Below are 16736 nucleotides of genomic sequence, written 5' to 3'. Positions count from 1 at the left end.
TCCAGGTTGGAAAACCTAACATCAGCAAGGGAGTTGTAATCGTCACCCGTTGAAATTCAGATACGTCCTACAAGTCAGTCGGATTGCGAGTGATCGCCCAAGGCAAGAAACCGCTAGACGATAACCGCCGGCCACCACCCAGGGAACATCTGCTGAACCCTGGGCTCAGCGAAACGTTCGTCAATAAGCACCAACACCCCGCGGTCCTGGTCGCCACGGATAACCCGGCCAGCCGCCTGGATCACCTTGCGCACGCCCGGGTAGAGATAGGCATAGTCGAACCCCGCGCCAAACTGCCGCCCAAGGCGCTGCTTGAACTGTTCGTTGACCGGGTTGACCTGGGGCAACCCCAAGGTGGCGACAAACGCGCCGATCAACCGCGTGCCTGGCAAGTCCACCCCTTCGCCGAAAGCACCGCCCAATACGGCGAAGCCCACACCTCGGCCATCGGTGACAAAGCGATCGAGGAATGCCTGGCGGGCCGCCTCGTCCATGCCCGGTTCCTGAGCCCACAGTGGAATCTGGCCATGCTGCTCGGCCAACAGCCGGGCCACCTGTTGCAGGTACTCGAAACTGCTGAAGAACGCCAGGTAGTTGCCCGGCATGCGCTCATACTGTCGGGCAATCAGCTCGACGATAGGTGCCAGGGAGGCTTGGCGCTGCTGGTAGCGGGTGGACACCTGGCTGGCAATGCGTACTTCCAGCTGTTCGGCGCGAAACGGCGCGGACACTTCGAGCCAGGCGGTGTCAGCGGGCATCCCTAGCAGGTCGCTGTAGAAGTGCCGTGGGCTCAACGTGGCGGAAAACAGCGTCACACTGCGCGCCGCCTGCATACGTGGGGCCAGCAGGCGCGCCGGGGTGACGTTGCGCAGGCACAGTGTGGCCAGCCGCCGTTTGCGCGGGCCCTGGCGCTGGCTGATGTCGAACAGGAAGTGCTCATCGAACAGTTCGGCAACCCGGCTGAACTGCAAGGCCTGATAGAAGAACTGCAATACCTGCGGGTCCACGTGTGCCGGCGCTTGGTTCATTTGCTCCTGAATCAGCCCGATGCACTGCTGCAAAGCACGCAACAGCCCGTCGGGCAGCGACTCGCTGGCGTGGTACGGCGCACGCTGCTCTTTATACAGCGCGTTCCAGTACCGGTTTAGGCGGTCCAGCGCACTGACCAGCCCGGGCGGTTTGCTCTGGCGCAAGGCCAGCAGTTGCCCTTGGTCAAGGCTGGCGCTGTACATGCCGCGCCCACGCTCGACCAGGTTGTGCGCTTCGTCCACCAGCACCGCTACGCGCCACTGGTTGAGCTGGGTCAGCCCAAACAGCAAGGCATGCGCGTCGAAGTAGTAGTTGTAGTCGGCAACCAGCACGTCGGCCCAGCGCGCCATCTCCTGGCCCAGGTAGTACGGGCATACCTGGTGTGCCAACGCCACTTCGCGCAGGTTGGCGCGGTCGAGCAACGGCTGTGCGGCCGCAGCCTCGCGTGCTGCCGCCAAACGGCCGTAGAAACCCGCAGCCAATGGGCAGGATTCGCCATGGCAAGCCTTGTCCGGGTACTCACAGGCTTTGTCGCGGGCGATCAACTCCAGTGTGCGCAAGGCAGGTTGCGGCGTGGCATCGGTGATCTGACGGATGGCGTCCAGGGCCAACGCCCGGCCTGGGGTCTTGGCGGTGAGGAAGAACAGTTTGTCCAGCTGTTGCGGCACCATTGCCTTCAGTAGCGGGAACAAGGTGCCTAGGGTCTTGCCAATGCCAGTGCTGGCCTGGGCCATCAGGCAACGGCCGGTGCTCACCGCCTTGTACAAGGTTTCAGCCAGCTGCCGTTGGCCCTGGCGGAATTGTGGATAGGGGAAGCTCAGTGCCTGCAGGCCTTGATCACGATCACCCAGGCGTCGATGCTGATAGTGGGCCCAGCCGAGAAAGCGCTGGCATTGGATTTCGAAGAACTCCCGCAACTCGGCAGCCGTGTAGTGCTCGCTGAACAACGTTTGGCCATCGCTGTCCACGTCCAGGTACACCAGCGCCACCTCGATGCTCGGCAGTTGGCGTGCCTGGCACATCAGCCAGCCATAGACCTTGGCCTGTGCCCAGTGCAACTGGCGGTGATTGGCCGGCTGACGCGCCAGGTCGCCTCGGTGCGTCTTGATCTCTTCCAGGCGATTGCTGCCAGGGTCATAACCGTCTGCGCGGCCCCGCACCTTGAGGGTTTCGAATTGGCCTTCGAGGGTGATTTCGGACTCGTAGCCCGCAGCTCGCCGGGCCACTACCCGCTGATGCCCTTCAATGCCTTCCTGGGCGGTGGGCGACGGCGTGAAACGCAGGTCCAGGTCACCGACCTTGGCGCTGAACTCGCACAAGGCACGCACTGCCACGCTGTAGCTCAAGGCGTTTCGCTCCAGCGCACATGGCACACCGCGACGGGCAGGCCGTGTTGCCTGCAGAACTCCAGCCAGCGCAGTTGGTTGTCCTGCAGACGGTCACCGGGCCCCTTGACCTCGACCATGCGATAACGGCCCTGCTCGGGCCAGAACTGGATCAGGTCCGGCATGCCGGCGCGGTTGCTGCGAATGTCCTGCAGCAGGCGCAGAAAGCACTGCTTCAGTTGGGCGGCCGGCAGGCAAGCCAAAGCCTGTTGCAGCAGGTCTTCGCTGAGCATGGACCAGAACACGAACGGCGACTGCAGGCCCTGCTTGCCCTTGTAGCAGTCGAGAATCGCCTGGTGATGGCTGCCGTCATCGAGCCGCCCGAGGCAGCGCTGGAACAGTGCACTGCGCCGTTGCTGGAAGTCGCTGTCGTGCAGGTCCTGTGGCGCAGCCTGGAACGGGTTGAAGAATGCGCCGGGCACCGGGGCGAAGATGGCCTCCCAGCACAACAGGCCAAACAGGCTGTTGAACAACGTGTTCTCCACATAATGTGCCTGCCCCCCCTCTAGCGCCAGGTGCTGACGCACGGCTTCTTCCACGCCCAGTGCCGCGTGCTCGCGGGGCAGTTCAAGTTCGATCAGCTCCAGCGGCGCGACACGCTGGCGCCGCTGTGGCGGGCCGCCAAGCTTGCGCGCCAGGCGTGGCAGCATGCGTTCCAGGGCCTGCACTTCCAGCGCATTGGCCGGTGCCGCAGCCAGCTGTAGCGCCAGTGCATGGGCCTGGGGCCACTGTTCGCTGCGCTCCAGCACCCGCACCTGGCGAATGCGTGCCTGGGCATGGTCGCACTGCGCGTACACGGCCATGGCCAGATCCCAGTCACCCTGGCGCTCGCATTGTTGGCCCAAGGCGAATTGCAGCCGCGCATGGCGCCGGGCCAGCCAAGGGTTTTCACTGTTCAGCCCTTGCAGGGTCGCGAGGATCGACACTGGGTCGCCACCCTGCTCCAGGCGCTCGGCGCACTGGTGCAACGCCATGGCCAGGTCGAGCTCGTCACGCCGTTGCAAGGCTCGGGAATCGCTGCTGAACGGCACCTGCTCGTAGCGCAGCAGGCCAAGGTCGGCGAGGACGAAGTCTGACCAGTCCTGGTACAGGTTGCCGAAGAACAACAAACGCACCCGGTCGCACAGAGGCTGCAAGCACCACTGAAGGATGCGCACCTCGCTGTCGGGAAACCATTCGGCCAAAGGCCGGGCCGCCAGCTCCAGTGGCTTCAGCTGTGCCAACAGCTCATGCTTGGCGGCACGCGGGCGGCTCAGTTGTCGGGCGAAACAACGGGCCAGTTCGTCCTTGCGTAGCAAGGCGAACAGCTGCTCCAGTTCCAGTTGCTCGGGTTCCCGCACCCAGCCCAGGGCCTGCAATGGCTGCAGCGCCAGCGCAGTGTCGCCGATTTCGGCGTAGTCGAGCCGGTCGCTGCGAAACAACTCGCCTTTGCGCATGACCATACGCACCATCAAGGCTTGGGCTGGTGCTTGCAGTTGGCTGAATGCGCGGATGAAAGCCAGTTCCTGGTCATCGAGCAGGTCCTGGTAGCGCTGTTCGACCCACAGCACAACCTGGCGGAAGTTGTACAGGTAGTAGAACGGGTCGTCGACGGAATGGGCGATCACGGGCTAAGGTCAGTTTGTGGTAACAGGCACTGGTTATACATACAGACAAGCATGCCTGACAAGCGCCGTGGGTCAGCTCGATGGTGCTTTGTGTAGGAGCGGCCTTGTGTCGCGATGGGCTGCGCAGCAGCCCCCGGATATCGAGAACAACGCCAATATCACTGAGGCCGCTTGGCGGCCCTTTCGCGACACAAGGCCGCTCCTACAGGGGTTGCGTGACGTATCAAACTACTTGGTTGCTGGAACCATCCCCTCTGCCTCGACCTTGGCACTGCCGATCGGCGCCTGCAGCAGCAGGAAGTACGCCACTGCCGAGCACAACGCCACCACCGCGCTGATCATGAACGCCGTGGTGAACGAGCCCGAATACTGGATGCTGAACCCGGTCACGATCGGTGCCACGGAACCGGCGATGTAACCACCAAAGTTCTGGATCGAGCCAAACGACGCCACGCGCTGGCTGTCGACAATGGTGTTGACGATCATCCAGGCGGTGGCACTGGCCATGTTGATGCTGAACAGCGCCAGGCACAGCAGGATGATGCAGCCGGTCAGGCCGGTGACGAAGGACAGGGGCAAGGTGAACAGCGCGGCCAGCACCAGGCCGGTGATGACACTGAACTTGCGGCCACCCAGCACGCTCATGCCACGCTTTACCAGCCAGTCACAGAAGCGCCCGGCAACGATGGTACCCGCGGCACCAAAACCGTAGGCCAGCGACACGACCCAGGCGGTCTTGTACAGGTCCAGCCCATGTTCACGCTCGAAGTAGCCTGGCAGCCAGGTCAGGTGCAACCAGAGCATGTAGATCACCCCCATGAAACCCAGCACCGCGCCCCAGGTACTGCGGTGCTTGAACAGGTCGAGCCAGCCGGCGAAGTAGGATGCCTTCGGCGTGGCTGCAGCGGTTACCGGCGCCTGGTGCTCGCCCGGCAATGGCTTGCCTTCGGCCGCAAGCTCTGCCAGGTAACGGGCCTTGCTCTTGTAGAAGGTCAGCCAGCACACCGCCAGTACCACGCCGATCACACCGGTAATGATGAACATGCCGCGCCAGCCGAAGTTGACCATGAACAGCGTCAGCAAGGGTGGCGCCAGGCATGGGCCCAGGCACGTCGACGACCAGACCACGCCGGTCGGGGTGCCGCGTTCGTTGGCGTCGAACCACTCCGACAAGGCTTTGGCCGCCGATGGGAACATCGGCGCCTCGCCAATCCCCAGCAATACCCGCAGGCCCATGAATCCGGCAAAACTGTTGACCATGCCAAACGCTGCCTGGGCTACCGACCAGCCCAGCAACGAGGCACCCAAGGCGATCTTGCTGCCCAGGCGGTCGATGATCATGCCCATGGGCAATTGGGCAAAGGCATAGGCAATGGAAAACGCCGACAACAGAATGCCCATCTGCGACGGGCTGATCATCATGTCTTTCTGGATGGAGGTGTTGGCAATCGACAGCGCACTACGGTCCAGGTAGTTGACGATGCCGATCAGCAGCAGGAACACGACGGTGATGCGCTGGTACTTCTTCATAGGGTTCATGTGATGACCTTTCTTATTATTGTTGCCGCGCTATCAGCGCCTTGACGATCCCTCGATGCTGCTGCGCCCCTCCCTGACGCAGCGTGTCGTTCAAAACTGGCGCGCGGTGGCTGCAACCTCCAACAGGCCACGTTGGCCAAGGTTGTCGATCAGCGCGCGCAGGCCAAAGGCCCACTGCGGTGCCAGATCGCTGGTGGTCACGCGGTTGCACAGAGTACCCAGTTGCGGGTTGCTGATGCTCACCACGTCACCCGGTTTGTGGGTAAAGCCGTTACCCGGCTGATCGCGGTCCTGCTTGGGAGCGAACAGGGTACCGAGGAACAGCACCAGGCCGTCGGGGTATTGGTGATTCTCGTTGAGGGTTTGCTGCACCAGGTCTTGCGGGTCACGGCTGATCTGCCGCATTGAGCTACGCCCGGACAGGATGAAACCGTCCATGCCTTCGACCCGCAGGTCCACCTCGGCGGCGCGCACATCGTCCAGACCAAAGCTTTCGTCAAACAGCCGCAGCAGCGGGCCCAGTGCAGTGGACGCGTTGTTGTCCTTGGCCTTGGACAGCAGCAAGGCGCTGCGCCCTTCGAAGTCACGCAGGTTGACGTCGTTGCCGAGCATGGCGCCCTTGATGCTGCCATCGCTCGACACCGCCAGTACCACTTCGGGCTCTGGGTTGTTCCAGCTGGACTTGGGGTGGATGCCAATGTCGGCGCCGTGGCCAACGGCCGACAGCGGCTGGGCCTTGGTGAACACTTCGGCATCCGGGCCGATGCCCACCTCCAGGTACTGCGACCACAGGCCCTGCTCTACCAGCACCTTGCGTAGCGCTTCGGCCTGGGCCGAGCCAGGTACGATCTGCGACAAATCGGCCCCGATGCGGCTGGCCAGGGTGTCACGGATAGCGTCAGCCTTGGCCGGGTCGCCCTTGGCCTGTTCTTCCACCACACGCTCCAGCAGGCTGGTGGCGAAGGTCACGCCTGCGGCCTTTACCGCTTGCAGGTCGATCGGCGCCAGCAGCCAGGGTTGGCGTGGGTCCCGCTGAGCGGGGTCGCTGTTGCCCAGCAATGCCGGCAACGCAATCAAGGGTTCGGCCAACGGCAAGGCACGCAGGTAGGCCACCGGGTCGGCCACTTCCAGCAGGGCCGATACAGTCGCCACGTGGGTGCTGATATCGTAGACGGCACCGCCTTTCACCAGCACTACCGCCGGCCCTTGGTCCGGCAACCAGACCCGCCCTACCCAGCTGCCGTTATCGAACACGCTGGCATCATGTTTTAGCGTCAGCGGTTGATTGGCGTTCGATCGTTCAGTCATCGGTGTACCCTTAATGTGCATCAATGGGAAAGTGCCGGCAGTTGCAACTGCCCGGCCAGGCGGTCAAGGTCGGCCATCACCTGAGGCGAAAGATTCACGCCCTGCTCCAGGGCCTGGCGACGCAGGGCAAGGCCAGCTTGCCCAGGCAAACGCACCGGGCGCTCGGGGTCGAGCGGGCGGCTGGCAAGTACCAGTCGGCCCAGGAAGCTGGTTTCATCGGTGAACGCTTCCAGGCCGCCAAAGAAGCGCGGGTCGATGACCACGGCAGTAGCCGAGGCACCCCACTGCTCTGGTGCATCCTTGCGCCCGTGGCCGCCCAAGCCCGACGTCAGGGCTTCAACCAGCAGCGCAAGGGCGAAGCCTTTGTGGCCAAAGGCCTGGCCACCCAAGGGCAGGATGCTGCCTTGCGGGCGAGTGAAGAAATCACCTGGGTCGTCGCTCAGTTGCCCGTCATTGCTCACCACTACCGGGTGCGGCAGGCGGCTGCCGGCATCGCGGCATTGGCCGACCAGGCCGAGGGTGACGGTGGACATGCTGACATCGAGCAGAATCGGCTCGCCCTGGGTCGGGATACCGGCAGCAATCGGGTTGGGGGTGTACACCGGGTCAATGCCGCCATGGGCGCAAACCAGCCCCAACGAAGGGTCCGAAGAGTAAACCATGGCCACCAAGCCCTGGTCGGTGTAGGGCTTGAGGTAGGCAGCCAGGCAGCCGATATGCGCCGCACGGCGCACCACTGCAATACCGATGCCCTGTGCGGTCGCGCCCTTGGCCGCACAGTCCAGGGCCCGGCTGACGCAATACGGCCCCAACACATAATGGCCGTCGAACAAGCTGGAAATGCCACTGTCCGCGACCTGTTCCAGCGCCTGCGCGCGGGCCTTGACGTGCCCGCTGAGCATACCGTCGATGTAGCGGCTGACCAGGTTCAGGCCATGGGTACGATGGCCGAGCAATTCGCCTTCGAGCAGCACCCGGGTCACCGCCCGGGCGACATCGGCATCGGCACCGGCTTTGGTGAACAGTCGCTCGACGAACGTGGTCAGTGCTTGCGCGTCGTACTGCGTGTTTTGAGTCATGCAGTTACCTCGAAAAGGGGACGGGAGCGGTCGATCAGGTCACTGCCCCAATCTGCCAGGGCACGAATTCGTTCTGTCCATAGCCGTGCTGTTCGCTCTTGCTGCGTGCTCCGGAGGCAATGCGCAGCATCTGTTCGAAGATGAATGCGCCGCGCTCCTCGATACTGGTAGAGCCGTCGGCGATGCCACCGCAATTGACGTCCATGTCCTCTTGCTGGTGCTCGAACACCCGGTTGTTGGTCGCCAGCTTGATCGACGGTGCCGGGGCACAGCCGTAGGCCGAACCACGGCCGGTGGTGAAGGCGATCAGGTTGGCCCCCCCGGCCACCTGACCGGTGGCCGATACCGGGTCGTAGCCAGGGGTGTCCATGAACACCAGGCCCTGGGCACGCACGGCTTCCGCGTACTGGTACACATCGACCAGGTTGCTGGAGCCAGCCTTGGCCACCGCACCTAGGGACTTCTCGAGGATGGTGGTCAGCCCCCCTGCCTTGTTGCCGGCCGAGGGGTTGTTGTTCAGTTCGGCGTTCATGCGCTGGCAGTAGTCTTCCCACCAGCGGATGCGCGCCACCAGCTTTTCGCCCACCTCACGGCTTACCGCGCGGCGCGTCAGCAAGTGCTCGGCACCGTAGATTTCCGGGGTCTCGGAGAGGATCGCGGTGCCACCGGCTGCCACCAGGCGGTCGACAGCATTGCCCAATGCCGGGTTGGCGGTAATCCCCGAGTAACCATCGGAGCCGCCACACTGCAGGCCGACCACCAGGTGCCGGGCGCTGACCGGCTGACGCCGCACCTGATTGGCCTCGGCCAGCAGCGTCTTGACCTGTGCGATACCGGCTGCGATGGTTTTCGACGTGCCACCAATCCCCTGGATGGTGAATGCGCGCAGTTGCGCGCTGGCCTGCAGGCCCTGGGTTTCCAGCAGGCTTTCGATCTGGTTGGTTTCGCAGCCCAAACCAATGATCAGCACGGCAGCGAAGTTGGGGTGAACGGCATACCCGGCCAAGGTGCGGCGCAGCAGGCCAAGGGCTTCGCCGCTGGGGTCCACTGCGCAACCGGCACCGTGGGTCAGGGCCACCACGCCGTCGATGTTCGGATAGTCGGCCAGCACCTCGGGATGGATGTCACGGCGAAAATGGTCGGCCACGGCGCGGGCCACGGTCGCCGAGCAGTTCACCGAGGTAAGAATGCCGATGTAGTTGCGGGTAGCGACCCGGCCATCGGCGCGCACGATGCCCTGAAACTGTGCGGTGCTGCCCGGCTGAGTGCGGGTATCGACACCAAAGGCATAGTCACGGGCAAAATCGCCCATCTGCACGTTGTGCACATGGACATGGTCGCCAGCGTCGATAGCCTGCGAAGCGAAGCCGATGATCTGCCCATAACGGCGCAGCGGCTGGCCCTGCTCCACACGCTCGGTGGCGAGCTTGTGGCCCGAGGGAATTGGCTGGCGCACGGTGATCGCCTCGGCATCCAGGCGCAGCCCTTGCGGCAGGGCCTGGCGAGCAATGAGCACATTGTCCAGCGGGTTGAGGCGGATGACGGCTGGGTCACCGGATTTGGCAATCAGTTGCATGGGACCTCTCAGGGCGGTGCGGCTGACTTCTTGTTATGGCTGTCGCCACTGTAAGAAGCCTTGCGCAACATTCCCAATGAGATGATCCGATCGAACGATAACCTGGCGTTATCGCAACAAGATATCGGTGCGAAATCTTCAATCGACTATGGGGGCCATTGGGTCGTGCAGCAGCCCCCCGCTTCCTATGCTAGCGCTGCCCTGCGACGTTGTGCGCCCTCCAGCAAGATCTCGACAAACGCGCGGGCCGAAGCACTCAGCGGTTCATCCTTGCGGGTGACCACACCATACTCCAGCGCCGGCACATGCAAGGGGCTGTGCAGCTCCTTGAACTGCCCGCTGGCCAACTGCGCAGCAACCATCGAGCGCGGTAACATGGCGATCATCGGGGCTGATTGCAGCAGTTGCAGGAACATCGGCATGGAGATGGTCTCCACGCTGTCGGCGGGCGTTGCGATACCGGCCACCCGAAACGCCTGCTCCAGGCGGTTGCGGATCGGCGTGCCCACCGGGTACAGCACCCACGGCCAGTCGCCGAGTGCTTCCAGTGGCGTGCTGTCGAGCTGGTTGAGCGGGTGCTCGCTGTTCACTACCAGGCTGAAGGGCTCGGGCTCCAGCGGCTGGAAGTCGAACAGTTGGCTGAAACGCTCTTCGGTGAAACGGCCAATCATGATGTCCAGCTTGTTCTGCTCAAGCATGGTCAGCAGGTGATCACTGGAATGCTCCACCACTTCAATCGACAGCAATGGGCTGCGTGCCTTAATGGCGGCGATGGCCTGCGGCAGCACCAAGGCGGTTGCGGCAAAGATCCCACCAACGCGGATAAAGCCATGCCCGCCGTTACGCAGGCGGTTGACCTGGTCGACAAACTGTTGCGACTCGGCCAGCGCACCCTGGGCGTAACGCACCACGTATTCACCCAGCTCGGTGGGCGGCATGCTGCGTGGCAGGCGCTCGAACAGGGCAAAGCCGAACTGCTCCTCAAGGTCACGCAGCATCTTGCTGAGTGCTGGTTGGCTGAGGTTCATGCGTGTGGCAGTAGCGTGCATGTTGCGCGTGCGCGCCAGGGTATCGATCAGCACCAGGTGCTTGTAGCGGATCCAGTTGCAAAAACTGGAATGGGTCATGTCCGACGGCATAGACGCAGGGCCTCGTGCGGGTGAAAGTTATTGAGCGCGCAAATAGCCCAGCAAGGTATCGAGGGCAACCGAGTTGGGCCGCGAACGCAGGGTCAGCACGCCAAGGTTGGCCATGGCCAGAGGAAGTTCCACGGGCAGGATGGCGACCATGCCATAGCGGGCATAGTGCTGGGCCACGTCATTGGGCACCACCGCGATCATTTCAGACGCTTCGAGCATGGCAGTGGTCGCCAGGATCGAGGCGGTTTCGACGATATCCAGCGACTGCACCATGCCCCCGGCCTGCAATGCGCTTTCGACGCGGCGGCGCATCGGGCTGCCGATGGGGTGCAGAATCCAGGTCAAGTGCACCAGATCGGCTAGCTGCAGGCAGGCGACTGTAGCCAAGGGATGGCCTGCGCGGGCAATCACGCGCATTTGTTCACCGCCTTCGAACAGCTCGATGTTCAACGCCTGGCTGTCGCTCTGGTCCGGCAGGCGCCCCACCACCATGTCGAAGTCGCCACGCAGCAAGGCGGGCAGCAAAGTATCGCTGGTGCCTACTTCCAAGGCGATGCGCACGTTGGGGTGGTCGCGTTTGTAGGCCAGCACCGCCTTGGTCAGCACACCCGGTACCGGGCCCATGACGCTGCCCACCCGCACCAGGCCGGAAGCCCCGCGCGCCAGTTCGGCAATTTGCGCCTGGGCATGCTCGAACTCATGCAACGCGTTCTGCGCATAGCGGATCATCACCTCGCCATACAGCGTCGCTTGCATACCCCGTGGCAGGCGTTCGAACAAACGCACCCCCAGGCGCTCCTCGAGCTGCTGCAGCAACAGGCTGGCAGCCGGTTGCGTGGTGTGCATCGCGGCCGCCGCACGGCGCAGGTTGCCGAATTCGCCCAAGGCATTGAGCAACGTGATCTGCCGGCTGGAGATCTTCAGTGCGCCGAGGCTGGCAGGCACCTGGGTGTTGTCGGTTGACGAGCGAGACATATCGAATCCGGTATCGCTGGTTAAGATTTGGCGATTATGCCTGTATCGCTCGACAACCTACAGTCAGCGCTCCCAGTGCTTGAACAGAACAAGAGCCGACCATGAGCATACGTATTACCCACCTGAGCGTTCGTGACATCCGTTTCCCCACTTCGCTGTCGCTGGATGGCTCCGACGCCATGAACAGCGCCCCCGACTATTCGGCGGCCTACGTGGTGCTGCACACTGACGCAGCAGCCCTTGAAGGCCACGGCCTGACCTTCACCATCGGCCGTGGCAACGAGATTTGCGCGGCAGCGGTGCAGTCGCTGGCCCCCCTTATCGTCGGCCTTACCCTTGAAGAAATCACCGCCGACATGGGCGCTTTCTGGCATCGCTTTACCGTCAGCGACAGCCAGCTGCGCTGGCTGGGCCCGGAAAAGGGCGTGATCCACCTGGCCACTGCCGCCATCATCAATGCCGTATGGGACCTGTGGGCCAAGCACGAGGGCAAGCCCGTCTGGAAGCTGCTGGCCGACATGACACCCGAACAGCTGGTGCACTGCCTGGACTTCAGCTACGTCACCGATGTGCTCACACCCGAAGAAGCCATCGCCCTGCTGCGCCGTCAGGCACCGGGCAAAGCCCAGCGCGAGGCGCAGATGCTGCGTGAAGGCTACCCAGGCTACACCACTGCACCGGGCTGGCTGGGCTACAGCGAAGAGAAAATGCGCACGCTGGCCCGCGAGGCCGTGGCAGACGGTTGGACCCATATCAAGCAGAAGATCGGTGCCGACCTGGAAGAGGACATCCGCCGCGCCAGCATCCTGCGCGAAGAAATTGGCTGGGACCGCACCTTGATGATGGACGCCAACCAGGTGTGGAGCGTGGAGCAGTCTATTGCCAACATGCGCCGCCTGGCTGCCTTCGAACCGCTGTGGATCGAAGAGCCGACCAGCCCCGACGACATCCTCGGCCACGCCACCATACGCCAGCGCATCGCGCCGATTGGCGTGGCCACCGGTGAGCATTGCCATAACCGGGTGATGTTCAAGCAGATGTTCCAGGCCGGTGCGCTGGACTTCTGCCAGCTGGACGCAGCCCGCCTGGGTGGCCTGAACGAAGTGCTGATCGTACTGCTGATGGCGGCCAAGTACGACGTGCCGGTGTGCCCGCACGGCGGTGGCGTCGGGCTGTGCGAATATGTGCAGAACATTGCCTTGTTCGACTACATCGCGGTGTCGGCCTCGTTGCACAACCGGGTGCTGGAGTATGTCGACCACCTGCACGAGCACTTCATCGACCCGGTGGTGATCCGACGCGGGCGCTACATGCCGCCACAACGCCCCGGTTACAGCATTGAAATGCACGCCGAGACCCTGGAGCGCTACCAGTACCCCAATGGCGCAGTGTGGCTCGACATCAACCGCTCCTGACCCACAGACCTGGGTGTGCCGTGGCCACACGGCACGCCACCAGCACTTTTCATGGGGAAAAAAACAATGACAACCCTCACCCGCGCAGCGGCTTCGGCCCCTGCCGCCACGAACGAACAGCGCCTGAACAGCTTGCTGCTACGCAGATTGATGCCACTGCTCATCGTCGTCTACGTGATGAGCTTTCTTGACCGCACCAACATCGCCCTGGCGAAAGCGAGCATGGGCATCGACCTGGGCCTTTCGGCAGCAGCCTATGGCCTGGGCGCTGGCTTGTTCTTTCTCACCTATGCCCTGGCCGAAGTGCCCAGCAACCTGATCATGCACCGGGTGGGCGCGCGCTTCTGGATCACCCGCATCATGATTACCTGGGGCCTGCTCTCGGCGGGCATGGCCTTCGTCCAGGGTGAAACGTCGTTCTACATCATGCGCCTGTTGCTGGGGGTGGCCGAAGCGGGCCTGTTCCCCGGTGTAATGTTGTACCTGACCTACTGGTTCGACCGCGAACAGCGCGCCCGCGCCACCGGTTACTTCCTGCTGGGCGTGTGCCTGGCCAACATCCTCAGTGGCCCGCTGGGCGGTGCCCTGCTGGAAATGGATGGTGTGCTGGGCTGGCACGGCTGGCAGTGGCTGTTCGTGCTCGAGGGCCTGCCTGCCGTGGCCTTGGCCTTCGTGGTGTGGAAAAAGCTGCCGGACGGCCCGGCCTCGGCGCCCTGGCTGTCGGCCGCCGACGCCCAGGACATCGAACGCCGCCTGGCCGCCGAACGGGCTGCCGCACCGCAGCAGAGCAAGCTGGGGCAGATGTTCCGCGACCGGCAGATCTGGCTGGCGATCGGGGTGTACTTCGTGCACCAGATCACCATCTACACGGTGATTTTCTTCCTGCCCGGCATCATCAGCACCTACGCTGCCCTATCACCCTTCCAGGTCGGCCTGCTGACAGCAGTGCCCTGGATTGCCGCTGCCATAGGCGCCGCCACCCTCCCACGCCTGGCCACCTCACCGCGCCGCTGCCGCACGCTGCTGTTCTTCGGCCTGTTGACCATGGCCACCGGGTTGCTGCTGGCATCGCTGAGCAGCTCCTTCATTGGCCTGATCGGTTTTTCCCTTACCGCACTGATGTTGTTCGTGGTGCAGTCGATCATCTTTGTCTTCCCCTCCAGCCGTCTGAGCGGTAACGCACTGGCGGCGGGCCTGGCCTTCGTCACCACCTGTGGCCTGTTGGGTGGCTTCGTCGGGCCGTCGGTGATGGGGTTGATCGAGCAGACCACCGGTAGCACCCGCCATGGTCTATGGATCATTGCAGCATTGCTCGTATTGGCGGCACTGGTCAGTACCCGTTTGCGCCAAGGGCAGGAACAACACTAAGTAGTACGCAATTTCACGCCCCTGCCAGGAGCAGCCTTGTGTTACGAAAAAGCCATGAATGCCTCATGCAGTTATTTGGCATGCCGACCCTTTCGCAGCACAAGGCTACTGCTACAGGTTGCGAGTACGACGCCCGCAACGCGGCTCCAACGCCTGTGCCAAGCGCGTTACCGCCTGTTGCAGATCATCCGGGTGCCCCCCCAACCACATCAATGCCAGGTATTGCGTGTAGCGCCCCTGCAGGCTGAACTGCTCGCCGGACAGCACATGCAACGGTGAGCCTGCCAACGCTGCGTTAATACCCTCCCACACCAGCGGCTGACGGAAGCGCACCCACAGCATCTGCCCGCCTTGCGGCATCTCCAGCACCACCCGCTGGCCGAATTGCAACGCCAGCACACGCGCCAGGCATTGCGTGCGCCTTTGCAGGTCCAGGCGTAACTGTACCCATTGCGTCTCGATTTCCCCCTTGCCCAGCATGTGCGCAAGCGCCTGCAAGCGTAGCGGCGCCAGCCGAAATGCTCGCTCGGCGAACGCCTTGGCCAACTCGGCGTCACGGCTCAGTAAATAGGCATACGGCGCTTCGGGCCCCACCGCAGCCTCGAACGTGCCCATCACCAACAGCCAACGCGGGTCCACCCAGTCGCGCAAGCGTTTGTTCGGTGGCCCGCTGTAACAGAGTTCGCTGTCCAGGTCGTTTTCCAGCAACCACACAGGGTACTGGCCAAGCAATAGACCAAGCTGCTGCTGATAGTACGGTGAAAGCAGCCGCCCTTGTGGCATGCCCAGGCACGATGGCATGACCAGCATGTTTACCGGCTCGCTCCCCAGCAACCTGGCCAAGGCAGGCAGGTCTGGGTTGCCCTGAGCATCCAGTGGCACCTCCAATACGCGCATGCCAGCACGCGCCAAGGCGCGTAAAACCTGCCAGCAACAGGGCGAATGTACCAGCACAGTACCGCCATGCAAGGCCAGCGCCGCGAGCAGTGTCTCGATCAACGCCAGCACATCGGGGGCCAGTTGCACATCATCGGCACGCCAGTACTGGCTGGAGGACCGGGTATAGCGTTCAGCAATGGCATTGCGCAATCGGGTGCTGCCAAGCGCATCCCAGGGTGCAACGCTGCAGTCACGTTGGCGGGCCAGGCGCCGCTCGTGGCCTAGCAGAATGCGCTCCAACAGCGGCTGCGCCGGCAAGGGAGGCTGTCTGTGCGTAGCCACGGCCTGTTCTTTGCCAGCGTTATCCACGTAATAGCCCGACCTCGGCCGGCAGTGCACGCGGCCCTCTTCTTCCAGCAGGCTATAGGCATTCTGTACCGTGGCCAACGACACCCGCAGCCGCCGGGACAGCGCACGCAATGACGGTAACCGGCATGGGCCATCGCCAGCAGCCTGATCGATCAATGCTTCCAGGTAGCGATACACCTTGCGATACGCGAACTCGCCGGCGGTCGCTCGCCCCATCAAGGCAGCCCCGCAAAGCCGCGCCGCCGCCCCGACGCCTGCCGCGGCAACAACCTCAGGTGCACATCGCGGCGGGCCAGATAGTTAAGCAGACGCCAGGCAGTCAGCGGCAACTGCCCGGCATAAATCGCCCGCAATTGGCCCAGCGGCATGCCACTTGTGTTCACCAACCAGGCTTTTACCGCATCGGGGCAGGGTTTGCCTTGCAAGGCCCTGTGCAGGTACGGCAACGCTACCAGCATGTCGGCATGCCGACACTGCAAGAACCGCTCGAGGTTTTTCCCCTGCCTGGCAAAGGGGCTGAACAGCAAGCACACCAATTGGGTCTGATTGATGCCGTAGGCTTTGCCGAGTTGCAACTGATGTGCCTCGCGCTGTTTGCTACCGGCCACCTGCCCTGCCAGCCGCAGCGCTGGACGACCAGCCTGTGGCTCCAGACTGCGCGCACGCAGTTGGTGCAACTGTGCCATGGTTAGCGAGTCGACGAATTCCGACAGTGGCAAAGCATCCGGGACGGCCTCGAAACCACACCCCAGCATGGCATCAAGCGGCTGCTCTTCAAGCAAGTGCGGCAGCAAGTCATCAAGGGCTAACAGCCGCACCGTCGCCCCTTCCGGTGCAGCACCCAATGCCGGCTCTGCCAGGCTACCCTGCGCGCCACCGGCAGCGCCATGTAACCGGCCCAAGCCATTCACCAGCGCCGCCAGGCACTGGTGTACCGCATACGGACCGCGCTCCCCGGCAAGGCGCAGGCTACGCCTCGCCCACGCCAGGTATCGACGGCGCTGAAAGGCGGGTATAGCCGTGACCAATGCATCGGCGGGCGCCTCTGCCAGCAGCGCAAAACCAACG

General features: G+C 63.3%; 11 protein-coding genes and 1 pseudogene. 2 read left to right on the top strand and 10 right to left on the bottom strand.

Going from position 1 to position 16736, the window contains the following annotated elements:
* Positions 1-113 precede the first annotated feature (113 nt).
* The 8 genes from APH42_RS08305 to APH42_RS08270 form a co-directional block, all read right to left on the bottom strand.
* Positions 114-2375, bottom strand: a complete 2262-nt coding sequence (locus APH42_RS08305) for an ATP-dependent DNA helicase (protein WP_060493121.1) — start codon at positions 2373-2375, stop codon at positions 114-116.
* Positions 2372-4021, bottom strand: a complete 1650-nt coding sequence (locus APH42_RS08300; RefSeq protein ID WP_060493120.1) for a VRR-NUC domain-containing protein — start codon at positions 4019-4021, stop codon at positions 2372-2374. The genes APH42_RS08305 and APH42_RS08300 overlap by 4 nt, the downstream gene beginning before the upstream one ends.
* A 228-nt stretch (positions 4022-4249) precedes the next feature.
* Positions 4250-5551 (bottom strand): MFS transporter, encoded by a 1302-nt coding sequence (locus tag APH42_RS08295; RefSeq protein ID WP_049773234.1) that lies wholly within the window; start codon positions 5549-5551, stop codon positions 4250-4252.
* Positions 5552-5650: 99 nt separating this feature from the next.
* Positions 5651-6868, bottom strand: a complete 1218-nt coding sequence (locus tag APH42_RS08290; protein ID WP_012272570.1) for a fumarylacetoacetate hydrolase family protein — start codon at positions 6866-6868, stop codon at positions 5651-5653.
* A 20-nt stretch (positions 6869-6888) separates the two neighbouring features.
* Positions 6889-7947, bottom strand: a complete 1059-nt coding sequence (locus APH42_RS08285) for an Ldh family oxidoreductase (protein ID WP_060493119.1) — start codon at positions 7945-7947, stop codon at positions 6889-6891.
* Positions 7948-7981: 34 nt separating this feature from the next.
* Complete coding sequence (locus tag APH42_RS08280; RefSeq protein ID WP_012272572.1) at positions 7982-9523, bottom strand: UxaA family hydrolase; 1542 nt, start codon at positions 9521-9523, stop codon at positions 7982-7984.
* 185 nt (positions 9524-9708) lie between these two features.
* Positions 9709-10662 (bottom strand): LysR family transcriptional regulator, encoded by a 954-nt coding sequence (locus tag APH42_RS08275; protein WP_060493118.1) that lies wholly within the window; start codon positions 10660-10662, stop codon positions 9709-9711.
* Between the two features lie 27 nt (positions 10663-10689).
* A complete protein-coding gene (locus APH42_RS08270; RefSeq protein WP_012272574.1) occupies positions 10690-11637 on the bottom strand; it encodes a LysR family transcriptional regulator in 948 nt (315 codons plus the stop codon).
* A 101-nt stretch (positions 11638-11738) separates the two neighbouring features.
* Between APH42_RS08270 and APH42_RS08265 the strand changes: the two genes are divergently transcribed.
* Both APH42_RS08265 and APH42_RS08260 read left to right on the top strand, forming a co-directional pair.
* The gene (locus APH42_RS08265; protein WP_012272575.1) at positions 11739-13052 is read left to right on the top strand and encodes an L-fuconate dehydratase; all 1314 of its coding nucleotides are present in this window, start codon (positions 11739-11741) and stop codon (positions 13050-13052) included.
* Between the two features lie 66 nt (positions 13053-13118).
* Positions 13119-14420 (top strand): MFS transporter, encoded by a 1302-nt coding sequence (locus APH42_RS08260; RefSeq protein ID WP_060493117.1) that lies wholly within the window; start codon positions 13119-13121, stop codon positions 14418-14420.
* A 111-nt stretch (positions 14421-14531) separates the two neighbouring features.
* On the opposite strand, the gene APH42_RS08255 is transcribed toward APH42_RS08260, so the two are convergent.
* Together APH42_RS08255 and APH42_RS30125 are read right to left on the bottom strand one after the other, a co-directional pair.
* Positions 14532-15884, bottom strand: coding sequence for a GntR family transcriptional regulator (locus tag APH42_RS08255; protein ID WP_012272577.1), 1353 nt, complete (start codon positions 15882-15884; stop codon positions 14532-14534).
* A pseudogene (locus APH42_RS30125) lies at positions 15884-16736 on the bottom strand (hypothetical protein); the annotation flags it as partial. The gene APH42_RS08255 and the pseudogene APH42_RS30125, both read right to left, overlap by 1 nt.

Source organism: Pseudomonas sp. NBRC 111140 (assembly GCF_001320885.1).
GTDB classification, from domain to species: domain Bacteria; phylum Pseudomonadota; class Gammaproteobacteria; order Pseudomonadales; family Pseudomonadaceae; genus Aquipseudomonas; species Aquipseudomonas putida_P.
The sequence above is the reverse complement of the archived record's forward strand: the minus strand, read 5'-3'. Positions and strand labels throughout refer to the sequence as shown.